Here is a 14,309-nt window from a genome sequence, read left to right on the forward strand (position 1 = left end):
CTATTCACCCTCTTTTACTAATACAGGTTTTTCGTAGCTACCTTCTAGTTCACGCATTCTCGCCTTTACAGAAGCAGGCGGTTCAACTTTAGGGGCATTCGGATGAAGTAGCCATGATTTCACATAATGCGTATCTGATACTTTGAACATTGGTGGTTCTTGTTCAAAGTCAATTTTCATTGCATAATCGCTCCGGAGTGCAAATGCATCTCCTTTCGGCGGGTTTGTTAAATCTGGTGGTGTTCCTGGAATCGCTGTTAGTTTCCCTTCAGCTCCTCCATCTGTGTCTAGGCTTGGCATAGATGCTAAAAGTCCCCATGTATACGGATGCTTTGGATTGTAGAAAATTTCATCAACAGTCCCTGTCTCCACAATCTGTCCTGCATACATAACGGCTACACGATCAGCCACATTGGCCACAACACCTAGATCGTGGGTAATAAAGATAATGGATGTTTCGACTTTTTGCTGAATTTCTTTCATTAATTCTAAGATTTGCGCCTGGATCGTCACATCAAGCGCAGTCGTTGGCTCATCAGCAATTAACAGCTTTGGATCTGCCGCTAGTGCCATCGCGATAACAACCCTTTGTCTCATTCCGCCACTAAATTCATGCGGGTATTGTTTGATTCTTTTTTCAGGCATTGGAATCCCAACAAGCTCTAAAAGTTCGATCGCTCTTTTTTCAGCCGCTTCTTTTGAGATTTGTTCATGCTTGAAAAGCACTTCTGTAATTTGTTTCCCGACCTTCATGGTTGGGTTCAAAGAAGTCATCGGATCTTGGAAGATCATTGAGATGTCTTTTCCTCGAATGGTTTGCATTTGTTTTTCGGTTTTCTTGACAATATCCTGCCCATCAAACAAGATTTCTCCACGTTTGAAATATCCTGGCGGCATCGGAATTAATCTCATAATCGCCTGTGATGTTACACTTTTACCAGAACCAGATTCACCTACAATAGCAAGTGTTTCGCCTTTATTTAAGTGGAAGTTCACACCACGAATGGCTTGAACCTCTCCACCATATGTTTTAAATGAGATTGCAAGGTCTTTCACCTCTAGAATACGTTCACGTTCCATCCTAATCACTCCTTATTTACGCAACTTCGGATCTAAAGCGTCTCTTAGTCCGTCTCCAACCACGTTAAAACCAAACATTGTAATACAGATAAATGCGGCTGGGAACCATAATCTCCACGGATAATACGTCATGGCCGGAATTCCGTCAGAAGCCATTGTTCCCCAGCTGGCTAAGGGAGCTGGTACACCAAGTCCTAGATAGCTTAAGAATGCTTCCGTGAAAATAGCAGAAGGAATCGTTAATGTCATTGTGACAAGAATTGGTCCCATTGAGTTTGGAATCAAGTGTTTAAATAAAAGTCTAGATGTTTTCGCACCTAATGTTTGTGCTGCAAGAACGTATTCTTGGCTCTTCAATTGTAAAACTTGTCCCCGAACAATACGTGCCATGTTAATCCAGCCTACGACTGTCATGGCGAGAATAATCGTTAATAATCCTTTTGGCAGAACAACCATCATTAAAATCACCATTAATAGTGTTGGAATTGCCCATAAAACATCCGCAATACGCATCATGACTTCATCTGTACGGCCGCCTTTGAATGCAGCGATACTTCCCCAAATAATACCGATGATGACGTCAAGAACAGCTGCAGCAAGACCAATAAAGATCGAAATTCTCGCCCCTACCCATGTACGAACAAACATATCTCGTCCTAAATCATCAGTACCAAACCAATGTTCTTTTGAAGGCGGCTGGTCTGCATTAAGCAAATCAGTCGTCGAATAATCATATTTGGAGAATATAGGAACTAAAATCGCCAGAATCACAATGATCAAGATGATTGCGAGCCCAACCATTGCAAGTTTATTTGCACGGAAGCGAAGCATGGCATCCTTCCATAAAGATAGACTAGGTTTAGAAATTTTTTCAGATTCCGCTGCGTTAGCTGTCGCAGGCACAAATAGATCTTTTTTCAACTCTTCCATGTGTTAGACCCCTTTCTTCGCCTTCGTCAGTTTAATTCTAGGATCGATAATACCATAGAGGACGTCAACGACTAGAATACTGACTAATAGAATAATACTGTAGAAGACTGTGACACCCATGATGACGGTGTAGTCACGGTTTGTAATGCTTGTAACAAAGTGAGAGCCTAGACCAGGAATACCAAAAATCTTCTCCACGACAAAACTACCTGTCAACACTGAAGCTGCCATTGGTCCCATGTATGTAATAACAGGTAACAATGCGTTTCGAATGGCGTGTTTGATCGTAACAGCTGATTTCGTTAAACCTTTTGCTCTAGCCGTTCTAATGTAGTCACTGTTTAGTACTTCAAGCATACTTGACCGTGCAAGTCTAGCGATAAATGCCATTGGCATGAAGGAAAGTGCAATAGAAGGTAGTACGGTGCTTGCCCAAGACTCCCATCCTGCAACTGGGAAAATCGCTAAAAAGCTTGCCTCAGATGCAAAAACATATTGTAGTAGCGCCGCTAAAATGAAACTTGGAACTGAAATTCCAAAGATCGTTAAAATGGCAATTGTATAGTCTTGCCACTTGTTATGATAGAGCGCTGCAAGGACCCCAAACAATACACCAAATGCTAATGCGAGGAGAATTGCCTCAATTCCGAGGGTAAAGGAAACGGGGAATCCAGAACTGATTAAGTCATTTACGGTTTGTCCTTTATATTTAAATGAGGGACCAAAATCTAATTTTGCAACTGAACCTAAGTAGCTTACATATTGAACAAATAAAGGTTTGTCCAATCCGTAGTGCTCGTTTAGATTTGCTTCAATTTCAGCAGGAAGTTTCTTCTCTCCAGAGAATGGACCACCAGGTGCTGCCTGCATGAGAAAGAAAGTTGCAGTTACAATAACAAACAGTGTGATTAAAATATATATTAATCGCTTACCGATATATTTAAGCAACGGAATTGCACCTCCATGATTTTACAACATTTTCTCTAATCAGCAAGAAAGGTATATGGAGAGACATCCTCCATATACCTTAAGATCCTTGCCGTAGATCTCTTACACTATAACTCTTACTTTTCGAAATGTGCCCATTTGTATTGAACATCACCAAGTCCAGATACTACTACACCTTTTAGTTTTGGATCTTGTACCCAAAGCTGAGTGTAGAAGTAGATTGGCGCTACAGGCATATCGTTGATGATGATTTCTTCTGCTTTTTTCAGCAATTCTTCACGCTTCGTTTTGTCTGTTTCTTTCGCAGAATCATTCAATAATTGTTTGTACTCTTTGCTTTCCCATCCAGTGTCATTGTTTCCACCGTCTTTATCTTTATAGAGCTCAAGGAAGTTCACTGGATCGTTGAAGTCACCTAACCAGCCCATACGTCCAATTTGGTAATCTCCACTGTGAAGTTTATCGATATAAACGTTCCACTCAGAGTTATCAAGTTCAACTTTTACACCTAAATCTTTTTTCCACATTTCTTGAATGGCTTGTGCAATCTTTTGGTGGGCTTCATCTGTGTTGTAAGACAGTTTCAATGTTGGAAGATCAGAAACTGACTTATAACCTAATTCTTTCAAACCTTTTTCAAGAAGTTTTTTAGCAGTTGCTACATCATGATCTTTGAAGTAGCCTGTTTTGTTATCAGTGAATCCGTCCATTGTTGGAGGAACGATTGCCATCGCTGGAACTTGTTCACCTTGCGTAATTTTATCAACGATCGCTTGACGGTTGATTGAGTATGCAAGGGCCTTACGGATGTTTGCATTGTTTAAAGGTTTTACTTCTGTGTTGAATTTGTAGTTATAGATACCAGCGATCGTTTGAATTTTAAGACCGCCATCTTTTTTCAATTTTTGTAAAGACTCAGTTGGAAGGTTTCCTGTTGGAGAACCAGCCCAGTCAAGCTCGCCTTTTTGGAACATGCTAAGCTCAGTGTTTGTATCTTTGATCATAGACATGTTAATCTTTTTCAGTTTTACAGTATCTTTATCCCAGTATTCATTGTTCTTTTCAAGCGTGATAGAACCGCCATGTTTCCATTTAGAAAGAACGAATGGTCCGTTAGATACGTAGTTTTCACCAGCATTTGTGTACCAGTTTTTATTCTTTTCAGCCACTTTTTGGTTGATTGGCATATACGTATAGAATGCAGTTAGTTCAGTAAAGAACGGTGTTGGGTTCTCTAGCTCAACTACAAGCGTTTTGTCGTCTTTTGCTTTAACGCCAACATCAGAAACTTTTGCTTCCCCTTTGTTAGCTGCTTCAGCACCTTTGATATAGTAAAGCTGGTAAGCATATTGAGATTCATTTTTAGGATCTAATGCCCACTTCCAAGCATATTCGAAATCTTTTGCTGTGACAGTGTCACCATTAGACCATTTTGCATCACGAAGTGTGAATGTGTAAGTTTTACCATCCGCACTTGTTTTGATATCAGAAGCCATTGCGTTTTCTGGCTTACCTTCAGCGTTAATTCTTGTTAATCCCTCAAACGTCTGACGGATGACACTTCCTGAAGTTGAATCATTTGCCAATCCCGGATGTAGAGAAAAAGGCTCAGTGGAGATATTCACATTTAATGTTGTTTTAGCCTTTCCAGAACTGCTCGTGCTGTCGCCTGATTTGTTTCCGCTGAAACCACAAGCGCTTAATACAAGTGTGAAAGTAAGCATTAAAGTAACAACTGACCAACGCTTTTTCAACTGTATTCCCCCTTATAATATGTTTTTAGTCCAAAGGTCTCGATAGAAGATGAGATTCAGATTTAAGAAATAGCGTAAAAAAGTCCCTAAAAGGCTCACTTTCTATTTCTTTTGTTTTTTCTGAATTTTCACTATGTAAAGAGCCTAGCACAAACGTGTGAACAAATTCATTATAATGAATAGAATAATTTATTGCAATATCAATTTCACATATTTTTAAAAAACGTAAATGGGGATAAAGAGGGATTTTTATAAACTAAAGTCTCAATTACTTCAACAAATTAAAGCGTAAATTGATTAAAACAATTTAACAAATTCAACAGGAATAATGTTTTATACATATAATTAATCATCCTTTTTTAAAAATTTCTGACAGATAGTTACTTTTTTATTTAAAATTTTAAGTGTCTAACGACATGATGAGAAGGTCACATACAGGCTTCGTGACTTTTTCATGGTCATCCTTTATAATAGATAGACATACTGTTGCGATGAAAAAGAAGAGTACATAGATTCACCATTTACAGAGAGTCTGCGGCTGGTGTAAGCAGATAATGGGATGTATGGAATGGGCTTTGGAGCAGCTAACCGAACACTTGCTAAAGTTAGTAGGCTTAGACGGAGCAGTCTCCGATATCAACGTCTTGAGTGATTTCTGATTGAAATAACAAGGGTGGTACCGCGGTTCATTCGTCCCTTTTCTGTTGAAAAGTGACGAGTGGGCCTTTTTATATTGAAGAAAAGAGGTTTTAGTATGACAAAGAAGACGATTTTTTCAGGCATTCAGCCTAGTGGTTCTGTGACATTAGGGAACTACATTGGCGCAATGAAACAGTTTGTTGATTTACAACATGACTATCATGGCTACTTTTGCGTGGTCGATCAGCATGCGATTACAGTAAGTCAGGATCGCTTAGCCCTTCGCAAAAATATTAGAAGCTTAGCAGCACTTTATTTGGCAGTTGGACTTGATCCAGAAAAAGCAACATTGTTTATCCAATCAGAGGTACCTGCCCACGCCCAGGCAGGATGGATGCTTCAATGTGTCGCTTATATTGGGGAATTAGAAAGAATGACTCAATTTAAGGACAAATCCGCCGGGAAAGAAGCTGTCGTTTCAGGTCTGTTAACGTATCCGCCATTAATGGCTGGCGATATCTTATTATACGGTACTGATTTAGTCCCTGTCGGTGAGGATCAAAAGCAGCATCTGGAATTGACAAGAACGCTTGCTGAGCGCTTTAACCGAAAGTATAACGACATCTTTACTGTACCTGAAGTGAAAATTCCAAAAGAAGGCGCTCGGATTATGTCTTTAACAGACCCAACGAAAAAGATGAGCAAATCCGATCCGAACCAAAAGTCCTTCATTACCTTATTAGATGAACCAAAGCAGCTTGAAAAGAAAATTAAAAGTGCTGTGACTGATTCAGAAGGCGTCGTCAAATATGACAAAGAGAACAAGCCTGGAATTGCCAACTTGCTGACAATTTATTCTGTATTGGGTAACGTATCAATTGCGGAGCTTGAGCAAAAATACGAAGGTAAAGGCTATGGTGAGTTTAAGGGAGATCTTGCGAAAGTTGTGATAGATGCTTTAAAACCGATACAAGATCGATACTATGAACTCATTGAGTCAGACGAGCTTGACCGTATTCTAGACGAAGGTGCTGAAAAAGCAAACCGCGCGGCAAACAAAATGCTGAAAAAAATGGAGAATGCGATGGGCCTTGGCAGAAAACGCAAATAAGAAAGCTTGCAGCTGAACACGCTGCAAGCTTTTTCCTAATTGACTTTTGATTCGTTTTCCATTTCCCAAAGCTTTTCGAAAAATGGCTGTCCTTTAATCATTTTTTCACAAAAGGCTAAATGGTTTTCTGACCATCCATCAATGGTTTCGTTATAAAGCATGTTCCAAATTTCCTCGAAAGACATTCGTTTGATCTGGTTGTACATACGCGGATTCCATTCCGTATACCAATACGCAATTTCCGCCCGGTTTTGAAGGCCCTTTAGTTGATCAAGCGCCATAAACATGAGCTGCTTCAGCTGTCTTTCTTTTCTCGTTAATCCGCTGATATGCTGCGGCGGCAATGACAAAATATGATACTCTTTCGTCGACTCAAGGTGATCTGTTGAAAATTCATATTCCTCCGCCTTCACATCTTTCACCATTTCATACACCAATTGCTCCTGCCTTGGGATTAAGCGGCTCTTTCTCACAGGAATGGAATACCCAATCGTATCCACTGCAATGATGCGAATGCCGTCGGTGACCACAAAGCAATACTCTAATTTACGCCGTTCATGATTTTTGCGAATATATGATTTCTCAAAAACAGATTCTAGCAGCGTCTTCGGCAGCTCAGATAGATCATTCTCTATGTAATCAAACAAAGGACTCTGCACCTTAAGTAAAGGTACTTGATCTAACAGCTCCACGCTGTCCTCCTTGCGCCACTCATGAAAATGGCATACATTATAGCCATTCTCTTCCCCTTCAAACCAATTCACCCATACGTCATGAAGAAATAACATAACCAATCCCTCACTTTTTAAAAACTGTTGTCCACAGTATGGGCAAGGGATAGAGAAATTATTCCAACTTTATTAAACTTCAAGCTGTGCTGCAGTTGAAGTGTCTTTATTTTTTTTCGTTACATTTAATAAGGCCGCAAAACCTTTCATCCTCATTGACAATAAACTGATAGCAAGCAATACTCCGCCAGAAATGGCAGTAATCCATATAACACCAATATATTTAGAAAAAATACCGGCGATGATTAATCCAAGTATGATACCGAAGTTAGAGAACATTTGTAAGATAGACATTGCACGTCCTCTATAAGCATTTGGAGTAAGCCCTAGAAATAAACTGCTAATCGGCACATTCAAGAAAGCATTCATTAAGCCGATACCAAAAACCCAAAGGTAGACTGGCGGTAACCCAAACAGTGCTTCTAGAAACTCAACCGGTATGATGACCATCATCCAAATTCCCATAAAGATCGTCGTTGTCATTAAAATATAACCAGGTTTGAATTTTCCAAGCAAGTAAGGACCTAAAATGGAACCTATGACGGCTCCGATTCCCGAAAATGCTTCAATCATCCCAAAATGAAAACCTGATACTTGAAACTCCTGTAGCAAAATAGAGTTAGATGTGGTATTAAAAATTCCTGCGATAAACATGACTTGTGTTAATAAAAGGATTAAAAAAGCAAGTGGTGCTGATTGAAATACGACTTTCAATCCTTGCTTGATCGCCGTCCACTGTTTTTCTTTAGAAGTTGAAGGACTCGATTCCTCATCTTTATTGTTCTTTCTCACAAGTACAGCCGTCAGCAAGATAAAACATGCGGATAGACTATAAGTAAAAATATCAATAATGAGTAGAGCTGTCGGTGAAAAGAAAAGAAGAAGTAGGCCTGCAATTCCAGGACCCGCAATTTGCATAACGGAATAAATACTTTGAGAAACCCCCATCGCTTCTGAAATATTTTTTTCCCCCACTACAACCGGAATATACGAGGAGCGCGCTGGATAAAAAAAAGCACTTCCTATACCTGATAAAAAAACGAGGGTAATGACATACACTGGATTGTTTAAACTAAAGATCATTCCTATTAATATGAAAGACCGAAATAAATCGGCTGCAATCATAATATGATGTTTTTGAAATCGGTCTGCCGCAACACCACCAATTAAGCCAAAGAAAAACATTGGTGAATATTGACAAAATAACACAAATCCAATTAATAACGGGTCATTCGATGTAGTTCCAACCACATAAAGGATGACAATAGTTGTAAGACCGTCCCCAAAACGGGAAATTAATTGTGCCATACAAAACATAAGGAATTGTGGCTTCTTCAGGATAGCGATCAATAAAATCAACCTCTCTATCTTCTCTTCTGAACTATTTACGTAAGAAAGTGCGTGTGATAGAACACGCACTTCTCAGAATGAATATAAATGTCAATTATTTTGTGATGATGATGATAACGTTTGTTTTCATAGGACTCACCCCCTTTAATGCTTCATTTTGTGCATAAAAGTATCGTGTTGTGAGCTTCTACGTTATATGAATTACCTTCAAAATCTCCATAAATATGTTTGACGATAAAACCAACATCTTTTAGCATATTTGTAATTTCAGCTACACTATATAACCTCATTTTGATGACATGGTTGGTTGTTTTGTCATTCACTATCCTTGTTTGTTCTATTTTAATAGTGCTGTTTACTATATCTAACTGTCTTTTTTCTAAGGCATAGCCTGTCTTTTCGTCTCCAAACCAGATAAGTGGATGGAAATACTTAATTATAAATTCTCGATTTGCAAGGTGAAGAAGTAATGTCCCACCTTCATTTAAACATGAATACATGGACCTGAGCATTTTCATGTTCTCATCATCTGACATATAGACAATTGATGTTTCCATATTAAGCACAACATCATACGTTCTAGGGGGATGAAAGTCTCTTCCATCTTCTAAAAATGTTGTCACTTGGTGATTTGACTCTTTTTCAATATACGCCAAAAAATCTTGATTAATATCCAGTCCATCTATTTGAAAACCTGCCTGCCAAAGTTGAAGCAGGTGTCTTCCATGTCCACAACAAAAATCTAAAATGTGTGGATGATTATAGTTTTGCAGAATTTTTCTTTGAATGAAGTCAATTTCCACATTCACATTTTGAGATAAAAGACGTGAGTAAATCTCTTTATACTGGAAACCAAAAAAGTTTGTACCATCATCTGAAATTGGTTTTTCCACTTTAGCAGACAATAAGGAGCTCCCCTCTCAATCTCTTATTTACTTTAAATCTATGGTACTATATTGAATTTCCTTTTTCAACCTTTTTTGATATAAATATACATTTTTTGTTACTTAAGTATGTCATATTATTTTAATTTTTTAGGATCTAGGGCATCTCTTAGTCCATCACCTAAGAAGTTAAAGCATAAAACGGTAAGTAGAATCAGTAACCCTGGGAACAGTGGATACCACCATGCTTGGACCATTATGGAGAAATTTTGTGCATCTTGAAGCATGTTTCCCCAGCTCGCCGTTGGAGGCTGGATGCCGAATCCTAGATAGCTAAGCGTTGATTCAGCTAAAATGACAGAACCGACTTTTAATGTAGCAGACACAATAATGGGACCGATACAGTTCGGTAAAATATGCGAAAAGATGATGACATGGTTTTTCGTTCCGATCGTTCTTGCTGCGAGTACGAATTCTCTTGTGCGAAGTGATAAGAACTCACTGCGGATGAGCCTGGCCGTTGTTGTCCAGCCGGTCAATGCAAAGATTAAAATCAATTTATCAATACCCGGTTTAAAAATCGTCACTAGCGTGATTAAAAGAAAAATATCTGGAATTGACAACACCACATCAACCATTCTCATGAGCACTGAATCGACAAAGCCTTTAAAATAGCCCGCTACCGCCCCAACGACGGTACCAATGGTAATGGCTCCGACTACTGAGACGAAACCAACCAATAAAGACACCCTCGCCCCGTATAGTACCCTTGAAAAAATATCTCGGCCAAACTTGTCGGTTCCCATAAAATGCTCTGCACTTGGAGGCTGTAGCCGTTTCAATAAGTCTTGCTGTTCCGGTGCGTAAGGTGCGATCACTGGGGCGAAAATAGCCGAAAAGATAATGACCAATAAAATAGCGGAGCCGACAACCGCCAATTTATTTTTGAAAAATTTCTCGCAAAATAAACGAAGCATCGTCTCTGGTTTTGGCGGAAGGCCTTCTTTTAATTTGAGATCAACAGGAGGTGTCCCCATATTAGGTTGTGCCAATTGTGCTTCAGCTCCCTTCTAATATTCTATACGCGGATCAACGATCGCATAGAGAATATCCGCTATTAAGTTTCCAACAACCACGAGCACTGCGGAAATCACGGTCATTGCCATAATCACAGGGTAATCTCTTGAAAAGGCAGAATCGATAAATAGTTTTCCAAGACCCGGCCATGTGAAGATTTGTTCCACTACCACAGCGCCGCCAATAAAGGATGGAATCATGAGACCGAAGATCGTAATGACAGGCATCAAACCATTTCTTAGTCCGTGCTTGAAGATGACTTTGTTTTCTCTGAATCCTTTCGCTCTTGCCGTGCGAATGTAGTCCTGCCGCATCACATCAAGCATACTTGACCTTGTATAACGTGTAAGCCCGGCCATATCAGCCGTTGCTAAAACAAAGGCCGGTAAAATAATATGATGAAGCCGGTCAAATAGATTAAAATCTGCATTTAAGGTAGAGACACCTCCGGTCGGAAACCACCCTAGATTCACAGATAAAACCATAATGAGGATTAGGCCAAACCAGAAATTTGGAATAGCCAGTCCGATAAATGATGTAACTGTAATGCCATAGTCAAGCTTCGTATACGGACGTTTTGCTGAAAGAACACCAAATGGGATGGCAATAATCAGGGCAACTAATGTAGAAAAGATCATGAGGATGAGGGTATTTGGCAGCCGGGCAAAAATCAAATCCGCCACGGGTGTTCCTTTTTTTACAATAGATGTGCCAAAGTCACCTTGAAGCATATTGCCAAGCCATTTCATATACTGCACATATTCGGGATCATTCAAGCCGTACTTATCAATAAAGGCTTCCCGGTCTGCGGCACTAATAGTCGGGTCCATCATGAGTGACATCGGATCGCCTGGTGCTGCTTTCATAATGGCAAAGGACAAAATCGTTATCCCAAACAAAATGGGAATGGAAAGAAGTGTCCTTCTAATGATATATGTAACCATGTGCACAACTCCTTTTTCATCGGATGGCTATACTATGATGAAAAAAGGGGAGAAACCTCCCCTTCTTCACTCATCATCTACTGTTCAATCCACCATTTTTCGATTTGGTAATACTCATCTTTTGGGTGGTAAGAGTAGCCTTGTAGATTAGATGGCATAGCGCGATGTGAGTTGGCATAATAAAGGAACGTGTAGGGCTGATCCTCTGCAATCAGCTCATAAATTTTTTCATACGCCTTCGAATACTCTTTTCGATCACTCAAGTTCTTAGCATCAACTAGCAGCTTATCGACTTCTTCATTTTTATACCAAATGTTATTTAAGCCTTTTTCTGATTGACTTGAATGGAAGATGCTGTATTGGTCAGGGAATGTCGCTAAGCTCCAGCCAAGTAATAGAGCATCATAATCCCATTTTGGCGGTGTGGTTTGTTCGATTAATGCACTAAACTCTACAATTTGCGGCTTTGCTTCAATGCCAATTTCTTTGAGCTGCTGCTGTACAACGACAGCAATATCTTCACGGACCTTGTTTCCTTGGTTCGTTTTCAAGACAAAGGAGAATTTTTTGCCATCCTTATCAAGATAGCCATCCCCATCTGTATCTTCCCAGCCTTCTTCTTTCAGCATCTTTTTCGCTTTTTCTTGATCAAATTCAAAAACCGGGACATTTTCATTTTTCGGATAGTTCCATGACAGCGGACTTTCCGGAATGTTGGCTACTTTCCCGTCTCCTTCTAACACTTGATCAACAATCGTTTGACGATCAATGGCATGTGTAAGAGCTTGGCGGACTTTTTTACTTTTGAAAAGTTCGTTTTTCTGATTCCAGCCAATATAGGAATAATTCAATCCTAGATCAGACTCGATTTTGACGTTGCTGATTTTTTCAACTGTTTGCAGTTCTGATCCCGGTACAGCAAAGAAATCAATATCGCCTGCTGACAGCTGGGCAATGGCTGCATTCTGATCAGGAATGGTTTTAATGGTGACCGTATCAAGATAAGGACGTCCATCCCAATAATCATCAAATGCTTCTAGTTTGACGTAGTCTCCTTCTTTCCACTCGGCAAATTTAAATGGACCTGAACCGATTGGATTTTTTCGGTTAAATTCATTTTCGCCAAGATCCTTCACAGGCACATCACCTAAAATATGCTTTGGCAAAATGCCATAGCTTCCTAGGGTGACATTATAAAAATATGGATCTTTTTTATTCAGCTTGAATTCGATCGAGTAATCTCCAGTCTTTTTAACAGACTCTAATACTTCAAAGCCTGATCCACGCTCCCCATTGTAATCCTTATGGATTGGAATGCTGTATGTAAACACAACATCATCAGCAGTCAGTTCTTCGCCATCATGAAACTTCACGCCTTTTTTAATGGTCACATCAAACTGTTTGCCGTCATCAGATTCTTTAATATCTTCTGCCAGCGATAGCTGCGGGTTGAGCTTTCCGTCTGTTTGAAGTAAGAAGCTGTAAATTCTTTCTTCAATATCAGAACTTGCTACATCCGTTGAATATAGCGAGTTAAATAATGTAGGCTCTGCAATTGAACCGATGACAAGATCCCCGCCTTGTACCGGTTTACCTGTGGATTTCTTTTCACTGTCTCCTGACGTTTTATTTCCACTAGAGCAAGCAGTAAGGATCAGTGTAAAGATCAGCAGTAAACTGACCAAAATGGACTTTCTATTTCTTACTTTCATAGACAATTCCCCCTATTTGTTTAAAAATGATGACAGAAGCCCGTTTCATCCCCCCTCTCAAAGTTGAGATCATACTAGCTGATTAAGCGTCGTAGAGGTGACAGGCAACAAAGTGATTCGTCTTTAATTGTTGAAATTCTGGTACTTTTTCTTTACAGACTCCTTTCGCATACGGACATCTTGTGTGAAATACACAGCCTTTTGGCGGATTCGCAGGGCTTGGTAAATCCCCTTGCAGCATAATCCGTTCTCTTTTCACTTGGCCTTTTTTACGGGTGACTGGAACTGAAGATAGAAGCGCCTGTGTATATGGATGGAGCGGATCGTCGTACAGGCTGTGCTTATCCGCAAGCTCCATCATTTTGCCGAGATACATGACGCCGACTCTATCGCTAATATGCCGAACGACACTTAGATCGTGAGAGATAAATAGATAGGTCAGGTCAAATTCCTCCTGAAGCTCTTCCATCAAATTAATGACCTGAGCCTGAATGGAGACATCAAGTGCTGAAACAGGCTCATCCGCTATGATCATCTCGGGATTCATGGCAAGCGCTCGAGCGATGCCGATCCGCTGCCTTTGCCCGCCGGAGAATTCGTGCGGGTATCGATTCGCAAAACTTGGGTGAAGGCCAACTTTGGATAAAAGCTGTTCTACTTTTTCATTTCTTTCTTTTAAGGAATATAAGTGATGTGTTTTGTAGGGTTCTTTGATGATGCTTCGAAGTGTTTTTCTAGGGTTGAGTGATGCAAAGGGATCTTGAAAAACCATTTGGATGTTTTTCCTTGTTGATTGTCTGAGTTTTGATTCAGATACATGTGAAATATCTTGCCCTTTAAAAAGGATTTGTCCGTCTGTTGGCTGATATAAGCGAATCATTGTGCGCCCTAATGTGGATTTACCGCATCCAGACTCCCCAACGATTCCTAACGTTTCGCCTTTATAAATTTTCAGATCTATGCCGTCAACCGCTTTGACAGCTCCTACTTTCTTTTGCAACACTCCAGCTTTGATCGGAAAGTGTTTTCGTATATTTTTTAATTCCAGAATGGTTTCTTTCTCGGATCGTTTTGTCATGTATGGTTGATTTT

General features: G+C 39.8%; 12 protein-coding genes and 1 other annotated feature. Of the genes, 1 reads left to right on the forward strand and 11 read right to left on the reverse strand.

What is annotated here, in order from left to right; all coding sequences use genetic code 11:
- From BK049_RS02525 to BK049_RS02540, 4 genes are all read right to left on the reverse strand, one after another.
- A complete protein-coding gene (locus BK049_RS02525; RefSeq protein ID WP_007499018.1) occupies nt 1-1,080 on the reverse strand; it encodes an ABC transporter ATP-binding protein in 1,080 nt (359 codons plus the stop codon).
- 12 nt (nt 1,081-1,092) lie between these two features.
- On the reverse strand, nt 1,093-2,010 hold the full coding sequence (locus BK049_RS02530; RefSeq protein WP_071167782.1) for an ABC transporter permease: 918 nt from the start codon (nt 2,008-2,010) through the stop codon (nt 1,093-1,095).
- A 3-nt stretch (nt 2,011-2,013) separates the two neighbouring features.
- Nucleotides 2,014-2,958 (reverse strand): ABC transporter permease, encoded by a 945-nt coding sequence (locus BK049_RS02535; RefSeq protein ID WP_007499022.1) that lies wholly within the window; start codon nt 2,956-2,958, stop codon nt 2,014-2,016.
- A gap of 116 nt (nt 2,959-3,074) precedes the next feature.
- The gene (locus BK049_RS02540; protein ID WP_071167783.1) at nt 3,075-4,712 is read right to left on the reverse strand and encodes a peptide ABC transporter substrate-binding protein; all 1,638 of its coding nucleotides are present in this window, start codon (nt 4,710-4,712) and stop codon (nt 3,075-3,077) included.
- 482 nt (nt 4,713-5,194) lie between these two features.
- Nucleotides 5,195-5,413 (forward strand) — a binding site (T-box leader).
- Nucleotides 5,414-5,466: 53 nt separating this feature from the next.
- Here BK049_RS02540 and trpS point away from each other — a divergent pair.
- Entirely contained in the window at nt 5,467-6,462 is a 996-nt protein-coding gene (gene trpS, locus BK049_RS02545) for a tryptophan--tRNA ligase (protein ID WP_008355298.1), read from the forward strand.
- A gap of 35 nt (nt 6,463-6,497) precedes the next feature.
- On the opposite strand, the gene BK049_RS02550 is transcribed toward trpS, so the two are convergent.
- The 7 genes from BK049_RS02550 to BK049_RS02580 all read right to left on the reverse strand — a co-directional run bounded on the left by BK049_RS02550 (nt 6,498) and on the right by BK049_RS02580 (nt 14,295).
- Nucleotides 6,498-7,250: a YjbA family protein gene (locus BK049_RS02550; RefSeq protein WP_008355296.1), complete on the reverse strand. Its 753-nt coding sequence runs from the start codon at nt 7,248-7,250 to the stop codon at nt 6,498-6,500.
- Between the two features lie 72 nt (nt 7,251-7,322).
- Nucleotides 7,323-8,609: an MFS transporter gene (locus BK049_RS02555; RefSeq protein ID WP_242059633.1), complete on the reverse strand. Its 1,287-nt coding sequence runs from the start codon at nt 8,607-8,609 to the stop codon at nt 7,323-7,325.
- Nucleotides 8,610-8,752: 143 nt separating this feature from the next.
- The gene (locus BK049_RS02560) at nt 8,753-9,505 is read right to left on the reverse strand and encodes an SAM-dependent methyltransferase (protein ID WP_071167784.1); all 753 of its coding nucleotides are present in this window, start codon (nt 9,503-9,505) and stop codon (nt 8,753-8,755) included.
- Between the two features lie 116 nt (nt 9,506-9,621).
- Nucleotides 9,622-10,521, reverse strand: coding sequence for an oligopeptide ABC transporter permease (gene opp4C / locus BK049_RS02565; RefSeq protein ID WP_082194716.1), 900 nt, complete (start codon nt 10,519-10,521; stop codon nt 9,622-9,624).
- A gap of 33 nt (nt 10,522-10,554) precedes the next feature.
- Nucleotides 10,555-11,505: an ABC transporter permease gene (locus BK049_RS02570; protein ID WP_007499031.1), complete on the reverse strand. Its 951-nt coding sequence runs from the start codon at nt 11,503-11,505 to the stop codon at nt 10,555-10,557.
- A gap of 77 nt (nt 11,506-11,582) precedes the next feature.
- Nucleotides 11,583-13,217, reverse strand: a complete 1,635-nt coding sequence (locus BK049_RS02575; protein WP_008355287.1) for a peptide-binding protein — start codon at nt 13,215-13,217, stop codon at nt 11,583-11,585.
- 82 nt (nt 13,218-13,299) lie between these two features.
- Nucleotides 13,300-14,295, reverse strand: coding sequence for an ABC transporter ATP-binding protein (locus BK049_RS02580; RefSeq protein WP_071169177.1), 996 nt, complete (start codon nt 14,293-14,295; stop codon nt 13,300-13,302).
- Nucleotides 14,296-14,309: the final 14 nt, after the last annotated feature.

Source organism: Bacillus xiamenensis (genome assembly GCF_001857925.1).
Lineage (GTDB): Bacteria > Bacillota > Bacilli > Bacillales > Bacillaceae > Bacillus > Bacillus xiamenensis.

Bases quoted from the DNA above. Each gene is read 5' to 3' on its own strand.
- BK049_RS02570 (WP_007499031.1), bottom strand. From the start codon at position 11,505: ATGGTTACATATATCATTAGAAGGACACTTCTTTCCATTCCCATTTTG.
- BK049_RS02575 (WP_008355287.1), bottom strand. From the start codon at position 13,217: ATGAAAGTAAGAAATAGAAAGTCCATTTTGGTCAGTTTACTGCTGATC.
- BK049_RS02525 (WP_007499018.1), bottom strand. From the start codon at position 1,080: ATGGAACGTGAACGTATTCTAGAGGTGAAAGACCTTGCAATCTCATTT.
- opp4C (WP_082194716.1), bottom strand. From the start codon at position 10,521: ATGGGGACACCTCCTGTTGATCTCAAATTAAAAGAAGGCCTTCCGCCA.
- trpS (WP_008355298.1), top strand. From the start codon at position 5,467: ATGACAAAGAAGACGATTTTTTCAGGCATTCAGCCTAGTGGTTCTGTG.
- BK049_RS02580 (WP_071169177.1), bottom strand. From the start codon at position 14,295: ATGACAAAACGATCCGAGAAAGAAACCATTCTGGAATTAAAAAATATA.
- BK049_RS02530 (WP_071167782.1), bottom strand. From the start codon at position 2,010: ATGGAAGAGTTGAAAAAAGATCTATTTGTGCCTGCGACAGCTAACGCA.
- BK049_RS02550 (WP_008355296.1), bottom strand. From the start codon at position 7,250: ATGTTATTTCTTCATGACGTATGGGTGAATTGGTTTGAAGGGGAAGAG.